The sequence below is a fragment of the Sulfurovum sp. genome, from assembly GCA_026990595.1.
Classification (GTDB): Bacteria; Campylobacterota; Campylobacteria; order Campylobacterales; family Sulfurovaceae; genus Sulfurovum.
This window is the reverse complement of the sequence record JALXCZ010000013.1, coordinates 56,917-73,611: the sequence shown is the minus strand read 5'-3', so window position 1 is coordinate 73,611 and position 16,695 is coordinate 56,917. Positions and strand designations below refer to the sequence as shown.

Here is a 16,695-nt window from a genome sequence, read left to right as displayed (position 1 = left end):
TATAACGCCCTTCTTGCTTTGCAGGAGATTCAAGCTGGGCGATATCTTCAAGCATCGGCCAGACACGGTTAAGTACCTCAACCCCCCATTCAGGGTTCGCCATCTCACGTCCTCTGAGGAAAACACGAAGTTTTACATGTTTTCCTTTTTCCAAGAACTCTCTGGCATGTTTTACTTTATAGGCAATATCATTATCAGCGATCTTGCAAGAGAACTTTACCTCTTTGACTTCGATCTTCTTCTGATTTTTACGTGCCTCTTTTTTCTTCTTTTCCAGTTGGTATTTGTGTTTACCGTAGTCCATTACTTTGGCAACAGGAGGTTTCGCATCAGGAGATACAAGTACTAAGTCCAGTCCTTTCTCTTCTGCAATATTCAGTGCTTCTGCTCTGGAGATAATACCGAACTGTTCTCCATCGTCACCCAGAACTCTAAGCTCACTTGCTCTTATCGCATCATTCATGATGGTATCATCCGCCTTTTTTCTACCCCTGTTGTTTCTATCGTTTTGTCTACTCAAATTTTTCCTTCTTGAAGTTGTTGCGTTAATTCTACCATAAATTCGTCTTGTGTAAGATTATACTGTTCTCTGGTTCTTCTGTTTCTGATCGCCACGGTATTGTTCGTTACCTCTTCATCCCCAATAACCACTACATACGGTACTCTCTGCTTCTCTGCTGTTCTAATGCGCTTGTTCAGCGAGTCATTCTTGTCATAGACTTCCGAATCAATACCTTCAGCCAAGAGTTTTTTCTTAAGCATGTTTGCATACACGACATGACTCTCAGAGATCGGTACGAAGATCACTTGTGTCGGTGCCAGAAAAAACGGGAACTCTCCTGCATAGTGTTCAGTCAAAATACCGATGAAACGCTCGAATGAACCAAGGATCGCACGGTGGATCATCACTGGCTGCTTACGGGTATTGTCTTCATCGACATACTCCACTTCAAAACGCTCTGGGAGGTTAAAGTCCACCTGAATGGTACCACACTGCCATTTACGCCCGATGGCATCGGTGATCTTAATATCGATCTTAGGACCATAGAAGGCTCCACCGCCTTCATCTATAGTAAACGGTAGGTTATTTTCATTCAAGGCATCCTTGAGCCCCTGGGTTGCCATCTCCCATACATCATCATCACCGATAGCTTTTTCCGGTTTAGTTGAAATTTCCATCGTGTAGTCAAAATTAAAAAGTTTCATCACTGCATCAACAAATTCAACCACCTCAATCACCTCAGAGGCAATCTGTTCCGGTGTACAGAAGATATGTGCATCATCCTGAGTGAACTCTCTTACACGAAGCAACCCGTGCAACACACCTGATTTTTCATGTCTGTGTACCACACCATATTCATAATAACGCAATGGCAGATCACGGTAACTTTTTTGTGTCTGCTTGAAGATCTGAATATGTCCGATACAGTTCATCGGTTTGATCCCATACTCCTGTCCATCAATTTCTGTCAAATACATATTATCACCATAACACGCATAGTGTCCTGAGGTTCTCCACATATCTGCTTTTAATATCTCTGGTCCTCGTACCGGCTCGTAGCCACGGGTGAGGTGTGCTTTATGCAAGATGCTTTCCAGCTTGTACCGAAGCTTTGCCCCTTTTGGCATCCAGAAAGGAAGACCGGCTCCTGACTCTTCATTGAACATGAAAAGTTCCATTTCAGAACCAATTTTTCTATGATCACGTTTTTTCGCCTCTTCCATCATAGTAAGGTATGCTTTTAAAGATTCTTTATCTGCAAAAGCAATACCATAAATACGTGTGAGCATTTCAGAATTTTCATCACCACCAAGGTAAGCACCTGCTACACGTGTCAGTTTGAAGTTATGTAAAAAACGAAGGGCTGGCACATGAGGTCCTCTACACAGATCTTCAAACTCCCCCTGCTTATAGATAGAGACCGTATCATCCGCAATACGCTCCATAACCTTAAGCTTCAGGTCATCCTTAGAAAACTTCTTTAATGCTTCGGCTTTACTGATCTCATATTTCTCGATCTTATATTTTTTCTTGATAAGCTCTTTCATCTTCTTTTCGATGGCTTTGAGATCATTCTCTCCTATCTGCTCATCAACTCTGAAGTCATAATAGAATCCTTCATCCACAACAGGTCCCACAAAAAACTGAGAGTTGGGATAAAGCTCTGTGATCGCCTGTGCCATCAGGTGTGCCGTAGAGTGACGGATAATCTCCAGTGCTGCTTCAGAGTTATCATACTCTATAGGTGTTGCAGTACAGTTCTCTCCTGCACTCTGTGTGTCTATAATATTTCCCTGGTCATCCATGTATCCGATAAGATTTTCACTCAAATTAAGCCTTTATACGTCACAGCTTACAATGCCATGCACTAAAAATGCGGTTATTATAGCTAAAAGTTGGATAAAAATGAATTAATTAAAAAGCTTAATAAGATTGAAGAAGTATAAAATGAATTTTCACAATAATTTTTTCTTTAACCCAGTAACAAATAAGGAAGCGTACTCCTCTGTACGTAATAACTGCAGAGACGACAAGTAAAGGAAAAAATATAACGAAAGTGGTGATCACGATTGGACTTGAACCAACGACTTCTTCCATGTCAAGGAAGTACTCTACCAACTGAGTTACGCGATCATATCTGTTGTCAGGTCGAAAGTATATACAAAAAGAACTAAAAAAAGGCTTTGCCTGTCAATTCTGACAGACCCAGGCACTTTCTTTACAAAGTTTGTCAAGATACTCACTTGCCTCACTTTTTCCGTTTCTAAGTGCTTTTTTTAAATTTTCATAGGCTTTCATTTTATCATGCTTTATACCCTCTCCCCAGGCATACATAACTGCTACATTTACCTGTGCCGCACTATCTCCTAGTTTGGCAGCGTTCTCAAAAAGGTTAAATGCTTTTTTGATATCTTTGGCTACACCTTTACCTTCCATATAAAGAGAAGCTAAATTATTGTATGCCTCTTTTCTGTTATTGTTTGCAGCCTTTTCATACCAGTATTTTGCTTTTTCATAGGCATGGGATTCACCCTTTTGCCCTTTTTGATAATAGAGTTGTGCAAGATTATACTGGGCAGCACTGTTTCCCTGTTTTGCCGCCTTTTCATACCACTGCATTGCTTCAGCGATATCTGCCTTGACGCCCTTGCCAGCAGCATAGATCATCCCTACGTTGTACTGTGCCCTGGGATCACCTTTTTTTGCCAAAACATAAAACGTGTTCAATGCTTTAATATAACTCCCCCTATTGTAATCTTTCACTGCCTGATCAAACTCGTTCGACCAAAGCATTACTCCAAAACAAACCCATAGTATTATCTTACGCATCTCTTCTCCTAGTCAATAGTCTCTGCAATAAATGTTTTGGTCACTTTCCCACCAAAACGATATACCCCATTTTCATAACTTACATAAAGTTCATCAGCGCTTTTTGGATGGACTTTTACCATATCGGGCACTTTGTCCTCCTTGTGGTTGCGCACGAAACACGCTACCATACCTGTACCGCATGCCAGTGTTTCATTTTCTACCCCGCGTTCATAGGTGCGTACATACATGGTATCACCCTCTACTTTACAGATATTGACATTGGCATTATATTTATTACGCAACCTGCGCATCTGCGCAATATCAAACACCTCTATATTATCACGTACTGCAACCAAATGAGGTACACCAGAGTCGATGAGCCACCAGATCTCTCCGTCTTCTTCTATATCATTTCTGATGATCTTGGGAGGTGTCATATCACTGACAACATAAACACCATTGATCGTTGCACGGATCACACCTGCTCCTGTAAGAAACTCTGCTGTACCATCTTTGGAAATACCTTTTTCATGGGCAAAATGTGCTACTGCTCTGGAAGCATTCCCACACATATCGGCATGACTGCCGTCTGAGTTGTAGAACTCCCACTCAAAATCATATTTCGGATGGGGAAGCAGTACGACCAGTCCATCTGCTCCTACACCGTTTTGTCTGTGGCACAGTTTTTTAGCAAGTGCTGAACGATCGGCTTTTTCCTGTGCTACGAACATGACAAAGTCATTTCCATTGGCTGAATATTTTGTCACCGTCATTTAAAATCTCCTAAAATCTTTTCTTTTACACGTTCACATTCTCTTTTAAGTGCTTCCCGATCACCGCTGTTATCTATTACATAGGTAGCCAGTTCACGTTTTTGCTCTATATCCATCTGTGATGCTATCCGTTTCAGTGCATCTTCTTCATTATATCCATCTCTTCGTATTACTCTTTTTAGTTGTAGCTCTTTAGGCGCATAAACTACGATAGAGTTCTCTATAGGGTAACGTCCTCCTTCAAAAAAAAGAGGGATATCCACAATATACGGTTTTTGGGCATTATCTAGTTCTTTAGATAGATATTCTATCTCCTCATAGATAAGCGGATGAAGTAACGCTTCAAGTGCTTGCCTTTTAGATTGATCAGAAAAAATGATACTTCCCAATGCTTTTCTGTCAACTTTACCTTTTTTTAGCAGAGTGTCACCAAATATTTCTGCTATTTTTTCTGCCTGTGTATCCAGAACTTCATGGGCTATTTCATCGGCATCAACAATCGTAAATCCGGCCATATTAAAGCACGTTGCAACCGTGCTTTTCCCTGTTGCAATACTCCCAGTTAAAACAATAGCATATTCAAATGCCATGACTTACCACTTCCTAAATGATTTCAGCTGCATCCTGTCATAACCGTAAATATCGTTTCTAAACTGCAGATTTCCATCATAGTCTACCCATGCAGTCAGATAAATGACATCTACAGGCACTTTTTCTTTTAAAGTAATAGATGTTTTTGTTTTCCCTTTAAGTATTTTTTGTGCTTTATCAAAATCTATATTGCTGTTGAATGTAGAGAATGTTTTAAGTAATTCTCTTGGTTTTTGTAAACGGACACAGCCGTGACTGAATGCCCTTTTACTCCTTTTAAACAACCCTTTTGACGGAGTATCATGCATATAGACCGAAAATTTGTTCGGGAACAGGAACTTAATTTTCCCTAAGGCATTTCTTTTCCCCGGTAACTGTGCAAAATGGAACGGCATCGGTGTACCATCCACATAATTACGCCAATTTACCTTGGAAGGGTTCACCACTTTCGCATTTTTCCCCCAGCCTTGGCGTATCTCTATACCTTTTCTTTTCATAGCATTTGGATTTCGTATTAATTTGGGTACGAACTCTTTCTGTATGATACTCTTTGGGACATTCCAGTAAGGGTTGAGTACGATATACTCTACTGTATCACTGAATATCGGCGTAGGGTGGTTTGGCTTCCCGGTGATCACTCTTATGCTCTCTATCAACTTTCCGTTCTCTTCAAAATAGAGTTTAAAATCCGGTATATTGATGATAATATGTCTCTTTGAATGTCGGTCTGCCAACCATTTAATACGATCAAGATTCAAACGTATGGTCGTAATACGCTGATCCACTGTTTTATTCAAGACTGCCAGTGTTCCTCTTCCTACCACACCATCAGGACTAAGACCGTTTCGTGCCTGAAAATGTTTTACTGCTTTTTGCAGGCAGGAATCATACACAATATCTTCCACACTCTTCTCACAAGGGACATAATCTCCCGTTATTCTTAGTCTTTCTCTAAGAGCGAGTACTCCCTCATCACTTCCCCCAGGTTTAAGTTTAGTGTGCAGTACAACCATCGGCCAACCCCCGTTGGCTTTGATTTGCAGATATTTTTCTAATTCCTTTTGCAGTGCTTTGTACCGGTAAGCTGTAGGAACCGCAGCTTTAAGTTGCTTTGCCAAACTTCCCCCAAGTGCTGCATTTTCTAACATACCTATTGGATTTGCCTGGGGTCTGTGCAGTACCCACTCAGTACTGACGTCATTAACCATAAGATTAGAGATACGTGCATTAAATGCTCCCCAGTTGATACTTCCGAAATAGGCATAATTGGTATATCCCTCATAGAGTTGGGATATTTTGAACTCAAGGTCTATTTTTTCGGCAAGCGTACCCTTTTTTGCATAGACTTCTCCAGCTTTCTGCTCCAGAAGCAGTGCATCCTGATAAAGCTTTCCGTTTTTATCCAGTGTTTCATCCGCTTTGATAGTATTGAAAAGTGCTTTGGCTGCAGGTGAAAGAGATTTTTCATGTATCCATACCGGCATAAAAAGCAGCTGTGTGTAGAGTCGTCTTAAAAAGCTCCGTTTAGATTGATTTTGCAGTGAATTAAGTATCACTTCCGAAGCATTATCCTGAAATGCCAACGTATTTGCTTTAAGTGTTGCAGTCTGTGCAAAGAGCAGCATAAAAGCAAAGATCGCTGTACTCACCCATATTTGTAATATCTTCCTTGTTCGTTCCATTCTTTTCCCTGTTATTAAATGAAATTTTGATGATTATATCGTAAACTTATCAGAGAAATGCTAAAATCATTATTATGCACTTTACTTTTGGCTTACCTTACTTTTTGTTTCTGTTATTGCTTCTGCCCTGTTTTTTATGGTGTAAGCCCTCTCACAAAAACTATTATTTTCCCAAAATTTCATGGATCGCCAAAGAGAGTCCTTTTCTTACTTTGGAACCCTGGCTGAAAATGCTCATTTTTACACTCATGGTCATCGCTTTGGCAAAACCTTTTGTCTATGACGGTGCCGAAAATCAACACAGGAAAGGACGGGATCTTGTTTTGGCGATCGATGCAAGCGGTTCTATGGCGCAAAGTGGATTCAATAAGGAGGATCGGTTCAAGAGTAAATTTGAGACAACCCTTACCCTCTCCAAAGCCTTCATCGCACACCGTTTTGATGATAATATGGGTGCTGTACTTTTTGGTACTTTTGCCTATACTACCTCTCCTTTGACCTATGATCTTGAGGGTCTTGCCTCTTTACTTGATATGACAACAGTAGGATTGGCGGGGGAAAGTACAGCCATTGGAGATGCCATCATGCAGTCCATCCGTACCCTCTCCTATGGACAGGCAAAACATAAAGTGATCATTCTTCTGACAGACGGGTATCATAATGCAGGAGTACACTCCCCCAAAGAGGCCGTAGCCAAAGCAAAAAAAGCCGATATCCGCATCTATACCATCGGTATCGGGAAAAAGTCAGATTATGATGCAGCACTCCTACAGACGATCGCCAATGAAACTCATGGCAAATCCTATGGAGCGATCTCCAGTGAAGATCTCGATAAAATATACAAAGAGATAGACCGCCTTGAGCCCTCATCTATACGAAGTGAGAATTACCTCAACCAAAAACTGCTTATTATCATACCTTTGGGTGCAGCATTTCTTCTTTTACTGCTGTGGACACTCTGGCTGCAAAGGAAAGAGGGATGACTTTTTTATACCCTGGAGTACTCTGGCTTCTTGTTCCTCTGCTGATCTTTTTCTTTAAAGCTTCTGCACGTACGGTCATAAGAGCACACAGTATCATCCTTATATTGCTGATATTCTCACTTGCTAGACCAGTCAAAGAACAGACAGTGCAAACCGTAGCACTAGAGGCCAAAGACATTATCATTGCCCTAGATGCCTCTTACTCTATGCAGGCTTCAGATATATCACCTACACGGTATGAGTTCGCCAAAAAGACTATCAATCTACTGCTTAAACAAAATCTTTCTGACAATATCATGCTGATCGCTTTTACCACCAATCCGCTACTCCTCTCCCCTCCCACCACCGACCATGCACTCATTCAGACAGCGTTAAAAAGTCTTAACTCCGATTTTATCCTTACCAAAGGGACTTCTCTGCAAAGACTTTTTAAAAAACTGCTTGGCATGCACCCAAGACACAAAACCCTCATCCTTATCACAGACGGAGGAGAAGCACTTCATGCGGAGAAACTCGCTGCCCTGCTGCAAAAAGCAGATCTCTCGCTGATCACTTTGGCTACAGGTACTGCCCGGGGTGCAACCATCTCTCTTAAAAACGGTACATTGCTTAAAAACAAACAGGGTGATCTTGTCATCTCCCGTATCAATCCTGCGCTGGAAGATCTCACTTCCATGGTTCAAGGTACATACATAGAGGCAGAAAACACACCTGAACAGACAGCCGAGCGTATCACGCAGGCACTTGATACACAAACAGCACAGCAGATAGAAAAAAAAGAGCATCGCTATTGGGAACTCTACCCTGTTCCTCTCTTCATTGCACTGCTGATGTTCGGACTGCTGCACACAAGCGGCATCAAATATCTCTTGGTTCTCTTTTCTCTCTTTGGCATACAGACACAAGCAGGAGTGCTTGACGGCTACCATCTTCACTGTGCGTACACTGCCTATGGTAAAGGCGACTTCAATACAAGCTACAAACAACTTAAAAAAATAGAAACACCCTCCCTGCAGAGCCAAATGGCACTTGCCGATACCTACTACAAACAAGGCAGCTACCGCAAGGCATTGCACATCTATCTCTTTCTGCGCAGTCACTCTGCTACAGTGAAACAGCAACTCTATTACAACAGTGCCAACTGCTACGCACAGCTGGGCTTGTATGATAAAGCTAAACTTTACTATACTAAAACATTACAGCTGGGCAATGATGAAGCCGCAAAACACAATTTGGGGCTAGTCGTATTTCTTAAAGAGAAGCATGAACATCCCTTGGGCATAGCGCATCCAAAAGCACAAAGCAGCCTTACCGGAAAAAATCTTGCTGAAGACTCTGACAAAAAAAAGAAGAAGAAAGAGGCGCAATCAGGTACAGGTTCAGGTTCAGGAGGAGAGATGCAGAGCAAAAAAAGTAAAAAAAACACGCAAAAACTTTTACAAGAGGAACACGCACAGCATCACCCCTTAAGCTCAAAAGTCTATGAGCTTATTAACAAAGGATATATTCGTGAAACACAGCCTTGGTAGGATTATACTTTATCTACTCTGTTTTACGCTGTTGCAGGCAGAAGATTTTAGCTACGGTATTACTGCTTCCAAAACCAAAGCCTATCTGCATGAACCACTGCTTCTTACTGTAGACCTTAACCAGACAAACCCCGATGTAGTACTGCTGTTTCAGTTCGATATCGATAAGGATCCAGACTATCAGGTGACACCTCTTTTTGCCAGAAATGATGACACACTGCATCACACCAAACACCACAACGTCTTTCAGCTTTATCCTCTCAAAACAGGAGATATTACTGTTCACTTCACACTTCTCAAACGTATCACCAATGATGAAAAAGTACGCTATTTTGCTTCGGGGGATCGTGACGACTTTAAAAAGCTTGATACCAATGATTTTCCTGTTGCCCTCCCTCCTTTGAAACTTCATATCAAACCTCTGCCCAAAGGCACACAGCTTGTAGGAGATTTTCATCTTGACTATAGTGTAAACACCTATCACGCCAAAATGGATGAGCCTGTATCTGTTAAAATTACCCTGAAAGGAAAAGGTTACCCTCCGCATCTTAAACATCTGATTCCTCAAAGTAAAGCCTATACCCTTTTCAGTGAAAAGCCACGAACTGCAACCTCATCCGGAAAGAAAGGGATAGCAATCCAAACAACCTATCTCTTTGCACTCAGTGCCAAAAACAGTTTCACTCTACCTGAAATAAAACTCCATGCTTTTGATCCAGACAAAGAAAAAAGCTACATCCTCACCCTGCCCAAACAGCATTTTGACATTCAGCCTGTTGACAAAAAAAGTCTGGTTGACAAACGTAATATACCACCACTGCTTCAAACTAACCTAGTATGGCTAAAAAATCTCTTTGGCTACCTCATGGCATTTGCAGCAGGATACTTCACCGCACGGCTTTTTAAGCTCCCAAAACGGTCTGCTAAAAAAACCAAACATCCCTTAGAAGAAAAAATACAGAATACAAAAGATGCAAAAACCCTGTTGCAACTGCTTATGGCAACAGACAGCAAAAAGTTTGCTTCAAGCATAGAAAATCTGGAGAAGCATTTATATGGAGATGGTACAATGAACCTGAAGAAAATAAAGCAGGATATTTTGGAGAAAATATAATATGAATAAAAAAATAGAAATCTTAAAACAGGAATTACACAAAGCAGTTATAGGACAGGAGGCACTTATAGAAGGCCTGCTTATAGGGCTGCTTTGCGAAGGACATATTCTGGTAGAGGGAGTTCCCGGTTTGGCAAAGACCACCACCATCAATGCTTTCGCCAAAGCACTTGGATTAGACTTCAAGCGTATCCAGTTCACCCCGGATCTTCTTCCCTCAGATATCATCGGAGCACAGATATATAATCCGCAAGACCACAGTTTCAGCATCAAAAAAGGTCCTCTCTTTACCAACCTTCTGCTTGCTGATGAGATCAACCGAGCCCCTGCCAAAGTGCAGTCTGCTCTGCTGGAAGTAATGCAGGAGCGGCAAGTGACCATTGCGGATGAGAGTTTCAAACTAAAGGCTCCTTTTTTGGTCATGGCAACACAGAACCCCATAGAGCAGGAAGGGGTCTATGCCCTTCCTGAAGCGCAATTGGACAGGTTTATGATGAAGATTGTAGTGGTACACAACTCCGAAGAAGAAGAGCTGGAGATCATGCGTAAAGGAGCAAGTAAAAGCTTTGGCAGTGTACAAAAGGTACTTAGCCTTGAATCCCTTCATGCATTACAGGCAGAGATAGAGAAAATTCATATTGACAAAGAGCTGGAACACTATATCGTGCGACTCATCTCTGCCACAAGAGATCCTGAAAAATTTGAACTGGGTAATATTGCTGACAAACTGATGTACGGAGCCAGTCCAAGAGCTTCTATAGACCTCTATAAAGCCGCCAAAGCCAAAGCCTTTTTACGGGGGAATGATTTTGTCACCCCTGCTGATATAGGATATGTGATACATGATGTACTCAGGCACAGGATCGTACTCTCCTATGAAGCCAGAGCAAAAGGCGTGAGTACAGATGAGATTATTAGCCAAATTATTGAGACATTGCCTATTCCATAATGTTACATATACACATATCTATCGCTCATGGAAGTGGAGACTTTAAATGACAACTGCTCTAAAAGCTCTCCAACTTAAAGCCAGACATCAGGTCTATACACTGCTTTCAGGACAGAATCTCTCCAAACTTCATGGTGAAGGGTATGATTTTGCGGAGCTCAGAGAATATCAGGTAGGGGATGATATTCGCAAGATCAACTGGACCATCACAGCAAAGCTTGGAAAGCCCTATATTAAGGAGTTGCATGCCAACCGTGAACTTTCAGTTGCTGTAGTTGCATTCATGGATGGAAGCCTCTATTTCGGTACAGGAAACAATAAACAGAAAAAGCTTACTGAAGTTGCTACACTTCTTGGGTATGCCGCTCAGCTCAACGATGACCTTTTTACCGGTATCTGTTATACTCAGAACAAAACAGAACTTACCCCTCCTACGAAACATCTCTACCATATAGATCAGTTCTCTCAAAAACTTTTTGAAAGCTCTCTGCTTGGTACAAAAGTAGAGCTCAAGGATTCCATGAAAGACCTCTTCAAACGCCTCTACAAACCTTCTCTGGTCTTTGTGATAGGGGACTTCCTTGAAGCCGTTGACCTTTCACTCCTTGCACAAAAACATGAGCTGATCGCTGTGATCATACGGGACAAAGAGGAAGAGTTACCTAGAAAACTGGGAGAAGTAGTCCTCAACGATCCTCAAACCGGAGCTAAACTTGATACCTATTTCGGAAAGAGGAGTGTACAGAAATATCTTGCCGAACTTAAAAAAAATGATGAGAAATTGGTAGAGCATTTTTCACAGCATGATATACGTTACGTGAAAATTTTTACAGATGAAGAGGCTGTAGGTAAGCTAATTTCACTGTTTGTTTAGACAAACAACAAAAATGCAAACACTACAAACAGGATAAAGTGCAAAAACCCTTCCAGCACATTGGTTTCACCATCACTAAAATTGACAATGCTTAATAACAGTGTAAGCCCCAGCATTACACCCTGAAGAGGAGTAAGGGAAAGATTAAGCTCCATACCCATAGAACGTGATACCAGTATCACTGCAGGAATGGTCAGCAAGATGGTTGCCAGAGATGCACCAAGAGCAATGTTGATCACTGTTTGCATACGATTGTCTACCGCCGCGCGTACTGCAGTAATGAGTTCAGGTGCAGCAGAAATAACGGCAACACCTACCGCACCGATAGCAAGCGGCAGTTCAAAGGTTTCCAGAGTATTACCCATAAAGACAGAAAGTATCTCTGCAAGTACCCCGATAAGTACAATAGAAACCACCAAATTAAAGGTATGATACCAGGCATTGATCTCATGATGCGGCTCACATATTTCACCCTCTTTGCATACCTGGTTTTTCTCTTCATACTCAAAAAAGTATTTATGTGATTTGAGCTGAATTCGGGTAAACACAATATAGAGCAGGATGAACATCACCACATTGAACATGTTGAACATATCATGATGTGCCACATCAATGAAGTGTGGAAGTACCATTGCTATGCCTATAGCAACAAGAAGCATAGATAGGTAGGAGTTGGAGGAGTCAACATTGTAAGGCTGTTCACCGTATTTGATACCTCCGATGATCGCCGCTATCCCAAGGAGCCCATTAATATCAAGCATGATTGCCGAGTAGATGGTATCACGGGCAAGTGTAGGACTCTCGGCATGTATCATCATAATGACAATGATGAGTATCTCAACAATTACAGCAGAAATCGTCAAAATAAGCGTACCATATGGTTCACCAAACTTCTCAGCCAACATCTCAGCATGATGTGCCACAGACATAGACGAGTAGATGATCACAACAAACAAAATACCCAACCCAAGCAAATTTCCTGCAGTAGTATGCACCAAAATATGTTCAAAATGGCTAATGCCGAAGTAGGTAAGTATGGCCAAGAAGAGACTGTACTCTTTTGAGAAATCTTTTAACATCTGCATCTTAATTTAAAATATCTTTATAATTTTTGTTGGCATTAAGCTTGAGTTTCCCCTCTAGTTTCATTAAACGCCCATCCCCAGATCTGTAGGCTTTTTTCAAACGCTTGGTTATCTTAGCTTGCTGTTTCTCTTTGGTGATCTTTTGTTGTTTAAAGAACTTCTTTGTACTTATCCAATGCTCCGGCTCCGGCTCAACCGTTTCTTCTTCTGTCACAATGTCAATGGCATCTTGAGGTTTTTTATCTTCCAACTGGTGGATGTAAAGTGTACGCATCTCATAAAATGCCTCTTTGAGCAGATCTATCTCTCCTTTGAGTGTGGTAGATATCTGTTTATTGGATTTTTTAAGGTCTTTGACTGTCCCCTTTAGCACAGAGATCGTCTCATCTTTAGCTGCAAGCAGTGCTTTGTAGTCTTTGGCTTGAGGTGCAGAAGTTGTTGTTACCGTGGGATTCTTTGGTGCTGCTTTTGTCTCTGCTTCAAAACCCTTTTGTGTTTTGGCTTTAGTGTCAACCACAATGTAAAGTTTCCCCTCTACATTCTTGGCGGTAAGTATCCCTCTTTTGATCTTCGCATAAACCGCCTGTCTGGAGATACCAAGCTCTTTGGCATACTCCGCAGGCTTCATCAACTTTTCCATTCCTTACCCCTGTTTACAATTTTGTAAATCATAGCATAATTTTAATGAAAGGTTGACAGATTTTAATCTCCAAAAGATAAAGAAGCCATAGCGTTTATTTTTGTGTACCATCCAAAACAGGAACGAACAGACACTGCTCAATCGTTTCAGAAGTGATCCGCCCGTTCTTTTTATAAAAACGGGTAAGGATATGATAATCCTTACTCTGCTCAATAGGAGCGATAAGTATTCCCCCTTCAGCAAGCTGCTCAAAAAGTATTTCAGGTACTTCCTTTGCCGTAGCAGAAAATAAAATACGCTCAAATGGAGCATACTGCTTCCAGCCTCTCTGTCCATCGTCAAAACGGGTGAATATATTGTGTATTTCAAGTTCATAGAAAGTAGCCTTGGCTTTTTTAAGGAGTTCATCGATCCGCTCTATGGTGAAGACACGACGACAGATAGCAGAGAGAATGGCTGCCTGATAGCCGCTTCCGCATCCTACCTCAAGTACAGAATCTATCCCTTTAAGCTCAAGATGCTGTGTCATTTTTGCTACGGTCAGAGGAGAGGATATCCATTGGCTTGCCGCCAGAGGAAGGGCATCAAGTTTATAGGAGAGATGTTTAAATTCATTGGGAACGAACGCTTCCCTGTCTACTTTCAAAAAAGCCTCTTTGACATGTGCATCAAGTTTAAAATGTTGTTCTATTTCATTGACAAGATTTTGTCTGTTTCGTGCTTTTATCATCTACCGTGATCCCTTATGTCCCCATTGATAAAGGAATTTTATCCAAAGTGTTATTAATCCATGACGATATAGCGTCTAATCTTTTTGAGCTCTCTGAAATCTACTTCACCTTCTATAACTTCTTTTGTATCATCCATAATACGATCACCATTGGGAGAGATGATCGCAGAGGAGCTTGCCATATCACTGTCTGAAGCGTCGGAGAGAAGTACATAACATTGGTTCATTACTGCCAATGCCGATGAGAGTATCTCCAAATGTTTTTTACGAGGTAATCCCCAGCGTGCAGGAACAAGCACAATATCTGCTCCCTCTATCTGCTTCCAAAGATCTTTAAAACGCAATTCAAAACAGATAAGCAATGCATATGTTACTCCCTCTATCTCAAAAGGTTTGATCTTCTTCTTTTTGCCAGCGGTGAGATAGATATCTTCATCTCCAAGTTTAAAAAGCTTGACTTTATCTTGCCTATGTACCACTTTATGATTATGGATGACCACTGCCTGATTGACGAATTCATCTCCGTCTTCAAGGATCAATGTCGTAACTACGATCTGCTCATCTACTTCCTGTTTGAGTAGTTTCAATGCTTTGGCAGAGAATTTGGCTGCTGTGACCAAGTGCTCATAATCATACGCTGTAAGATATACCTCAGGTGTCACAATAATCTGTTTATCCTGATGTACTTTGATTTCTTCGAGAAGCCTGTCAAGATTTTCCTGATAACGTTTTTTGCTTGGAAGCTGCAGCACCACCGCTTCCATTTTTTTAGGTTTACCAATCATATTCACTCCTAAAAGTCGTCCAGGTCAAGACTTCCTTTTGAATAGTTCGTTACATTCCCTTCAAAAAAGTTTGTCTTCTGGTCATTGAATTTAGAGAAGTTATCTACCCATTTGATCGGGTGTTCTACATTGTACATCTTCTCCAAACCTACGGCATGCAGTCTCTCATCTGCCAAATACTGAATATACTGCTCTATGATCTCATCTGTCAGTCCCAGTATCTGTCCCTGTGTAATATAGGTTCCCCATTCACACTCAAGTTTTACTGCATCTCTAAACATCTGATACACTTCATCAAGCAGTTCTTTTGTAAAGAGTTCAGGTCTTTCTCTTTTGGTTGCATTGATCATGTTTTGAAAAAGCAGAAGGTGTGTCACCTCATCTCTTTGGATAAATCGGATCATTTGCGCCGTTCCAAGCATCTTATCCGAACGGGCAAGGGTATAGAGGTAGGTAAACCCGCTGTAGAAGTAGATACCTTCCAATATCTGATTGGCGAACATCGCTTTAACAATATTTTCATCCGTCGGATTTGATGAGAGCTCTTCATACACTTTGGCAATAGCATCATTTTTGGATTTGAGCTTCATGTCTCTTCTCCACAACTCATAGATCTCTTGGGAATTCGTAGAGATACTGTCAACCATAACTGCATAACTTTGTGAATGCAGTGCCTCTTCAAATGCCTGTCTTACCAAGATCAGATTCACCTCGGGAGAAGTAATAAAAGGATTAAGATTGTCAATAATATTGTTGGTCTGAAGTGAATCCATAAAGATCAGTTGTGCCAATACCTTATCGTATGCCTGTTTCTCTGCATCGGTGAGATGTTTGTAGTCATTCACATCTCTTGTCATGTCTACCTCTTTGGGAAACCATGTATTGTTAAGCATCATTTCCCAAAGGTTATATGCCCACTGATATTTGATGTCATTAAGTTCAAATATCCCTGTCGGATTCCCTCCGAATATCTTTCTGTCACTGGTTTTTTCCTGAGATTCAGGGTTATATATCTTTTTTCGTTCCATTCTGTAAACCTCTATGCTGTATTCTTCTTTAATTTAAAAAACATTATACACATTTAGTCTGTTTTTTAGCTACACTTAACTATGAAAAGCATAGAACAAGACAAACTGGAAACACTGCTGCAGATCATAGCACCTGCTCCTGCTCTACGTATTGCCCATTTTTGTGAAAGTGGTGAAAAAATGGTAGAAATCTTAGGAGATTTCTGCTCTCAAAATGAGTATGAATACCAACTAAACTGTACAGAACCCTCTTTTTTTGAAATATTAGAAAACAAATACCAAGACCATACTTATATAAAGCCTGTAAAATTTTCCCTTGAGAGACCAAGATATATGATACAAGGCAAACTTTATGAATATCTTTTTATCACTTCAAGCATAAAAAAAGAGAGTAGAAGTGATTTTTTAAAAAAAGCCCACGGCATCATTAAAAATGCAGGACTTATACTGATCTTCATTCCAAAAGGAGATAAATCACAGCGTTATACCTGGATGACACTGTTTGAAGAGCACTACTATGTGGCAAGCAGCACTATAGATGATCTGTTTGAGCATTATGATGTACTGATCTCAAAAAAAATGCATGGATGGGGTGAGTAGCGTTAAAAAAAACAACAAC

The 16,695-nt window shown here is 40.9% G+C and carries 17 protein-coding genes and 1 tRNA gene; 6 read left to right on the top strand and 12 right to left on the bottom strand.

The features are described from left to right. From infC to MVE01_RS04470, 7 genes are all read right to left on the bottom strand, one after another. The coding region (gene infC, locus MVE01_RS04500; RefSeq protein WP_472560973.1) for a translation initiation factor IF-3 at positions 1-520 on the bottom strand (520 nt) is incomplete at its 3' end. After that, the gene (gene thrS / locus MVE01_RS04495) at positions 517-2,331 is read right to left on the bottom strand and encodes a threonine--tRNA ligase (protein WP_472560972.1); all 1,815 of its coding nucleotides are present in this window, start codon (positions 2,329-2,331) and stop codon (positions 517-519) included. The genes thrS and infC, both read right to left, overlap by 4 nt. A 228-nt stretch (positions 2,332-2,559) precedes the next feature. Then, positions 2,560-2,635 (bottom strand) — tRNA-Val (locus MVE01_RS04490). 57 nt (positions 2,636-2,692) lie between these two features. Next, on the bottom strand, positions 2,693-3,331 hold the full coding sequence (locus MVE01_RS04485; protein ID WP_472560971.1) for a tetratricopeptide repeat protein: 639 nt from the start codon (positions 3,329-3,331) through the stop codon (positions 2,693-2,695). Positions 3,332-3,339: 8 nt separating this feature from the next. Further along, positions 3,340-4,086 (bottom strand): diaminopimelate epimerase, encoded by a 747-nt coding sequence (dapF, locus tag MVE01_RS04480; RefSeq protein WP_472560970.1) that lies wholly within the window; start codon positions 4,084-4,086, stop codon positions 3,340-3,342. Then, complete coding sequence (gene coaE, locus MVE01_RS04475) at positions 4,083-4,676, bottom strand: dephospho-CoA kinase (protein ID WP_472560969.1); 594 nt, start codon at positions 4,674-4,676, stop codon at positions 4,083-4,085. Before coaE ends, dapF begins: the two co-directional genes overlap by 4 nt. 3 nt (positions 4,677-4,679) lie before the next feature. Continuing rightward, positions 4,680-6,359 carry a L,D-transpeptidase family protein gene (locus tag MVE01_RS04470; RefSeq protein WP_472560968.1) on the bottom strand — a complete coding sequence of 560 codons (1,680 nt, stop codon included), beginning with the start codon at positions 6,357-6,359 and terminating at the stop codon, positions 4,680-4,682. 230 nt (positions 6,360-6,589) lie between these two features. Here MVE01_RS04470 and MVE01_RS04465 point away from each other — a divergent pair, with 230 nt between their 5' ends. Genes MVE01_RS04465 through MVE01_RS04445 form a run of 5 tightly spaced genes read left to right on the top strand, consistent with a single transcriptional unit; the run spans position 6,590 to position 11,808 of the window. Further along, on the top strand, positions 6,590-7,342 hold the full coding sequence (locus MVE01_RS04465) for a vWA domain-containing protein (RefSeq protein WP_472560967.1): 753 nt from the start codon (positions 6,590-6,592) through the stop codon (positions 7,340-7,342). Continuing rightward, complete coding sequence (locus MVE01_RS04460; RefSeq protein WP_472560966.1) at positions 7,339-8,871, top strand: vWA domain-containing protein; 1,533 nt, start codon at positions 7,339-7,341, stop codon at positions 8,869-8,871. Before MVE01_RS04465 ends, MVE01_RS04460 begins: the two co-directional genes overlap by 4 nt. Then, on the top strand, positions 8,852-9,985 hold the full coding sequence (locus MVE01_RS04455; protein ID WP_472560965.1) for a hypothetical protein: 1,134 nt from the start codon (positions 8,852-8,854) through the stop codon (positions 9,983-9,985). The genes MVE01_RS04460 and MVE01_RS04455 overlap by 20 nt, the downstream gene beginning before the upstream one ends. Position 9,986: 1 nt before the next feature. Further along, on the top strand, positions 9,987-10,934 hold the full coding sequence (locus tag MVE01_RS04450) for an AAA family ATPase (protein ID WP_472560964.1): 948 nt from the start codon (positions 9,987-9,989) through the stop codon (positions 10,932-10,934). Between the two features lie 46 nt (positions 10,935-10,980). Then, positions 10,981-11,808: a DUF58 domain-containing protein gene (locus MVE01_RS04445; RefSeq protein ID WP_472560963.1), complete on the top strand. Its 828-nt coding sequence runs from the start codon at positions 10,981-10,983 to the stop codon at positions 11,806-11,808. On the opposite strand, the gene MVE01_RS04440 is transcribed toward MVE01_RS04445, so the two are convergent. The 5 genes from MVE01_RS04440 to MVE01_RS04420 form a co-directional block, all read right to left on the bottom strand. Then, positions 11,805-12,887, bottom strand: coding sequence for a calcium:cation antiporter (locus tag MVE01_RS04440; RefSeq protein ID WP_472560962.1), 1,083 nt, complete (start codon positions 12,885-12,887; stop codon positions 11,805-11,807). The two genes, MVE01_RS04445 and MVE01_RS04440, sit on opposite strands and share 4 nt — an antisense overlap. Before the next feature lie 7 nt (positions 12,888-12,894). After that, positions 12,895-13,533: a DUF3972 domain-containing protein gene (locus MVE01_RS04435; protein WP_472560961.1), complete on the bottom strand. Its 639-nt coding sequence runs from the start codon at positions 13,531-13,533 to the stop codon at positions 12,895-12,897. A 94-nt stretch (positions 13,534-13,627) separates the two neighbouring features. Beyond that, positions 13,628-14,263: a protein-L-isoaspartate(D-aspartate) O-methyltransferase gene (locus tag MVE01_RS04430; protein ID WP_472560960.1), complete on the bottom strand. Its 636-nt coding sequence runs from the start codon at positions 14,261-14,263 to the stop codon at positions 13,628-13,630. Between the two features lie 53 nt (positions 14,264-14,316). Continuing rightward, positions 14,317-15,048, bottom strand: coding sequence for a carbon-nitrogen hydrolase family protein (locus MVE01_RS04425; RefSeq protein ID WP_472560959.1), 732 nt, complete (start codon positions 15,046-15,048; stop codon positions 14,317-14,319). Between the two features lie 8 nt (positions 15,049-15,056). Further along, positions 15,057-16,076, bottom strand: coding sequence for a ribonucleotide-diphosphate reductase subunit beta (locus tag MVE01_RS04420; RefSeq protein ID WP_472560958.1), 1,020 nt, complete (start codon positions 16,074-16,076; stop codon positions 15,057-15,059). 81 nt (positions 16,077-16,157) lie between these two features. Between MVE01_RS04420 and MVE01_RS04415 the strand changes: the two genes are divergently transcribed. Further along, on the top strand, positions 16,158-16,676 hold the full coding sequence (locus tag MVE01_RS04415; RefSeq protein WP_472560957.1) for a hypothetical protein: 519 nt from the start codon (positions 16,158-16,160) through the stop codon (positions 16,674-16,676). Positions 16,677-16,695 lie beyond the last annotated feature (19 nt).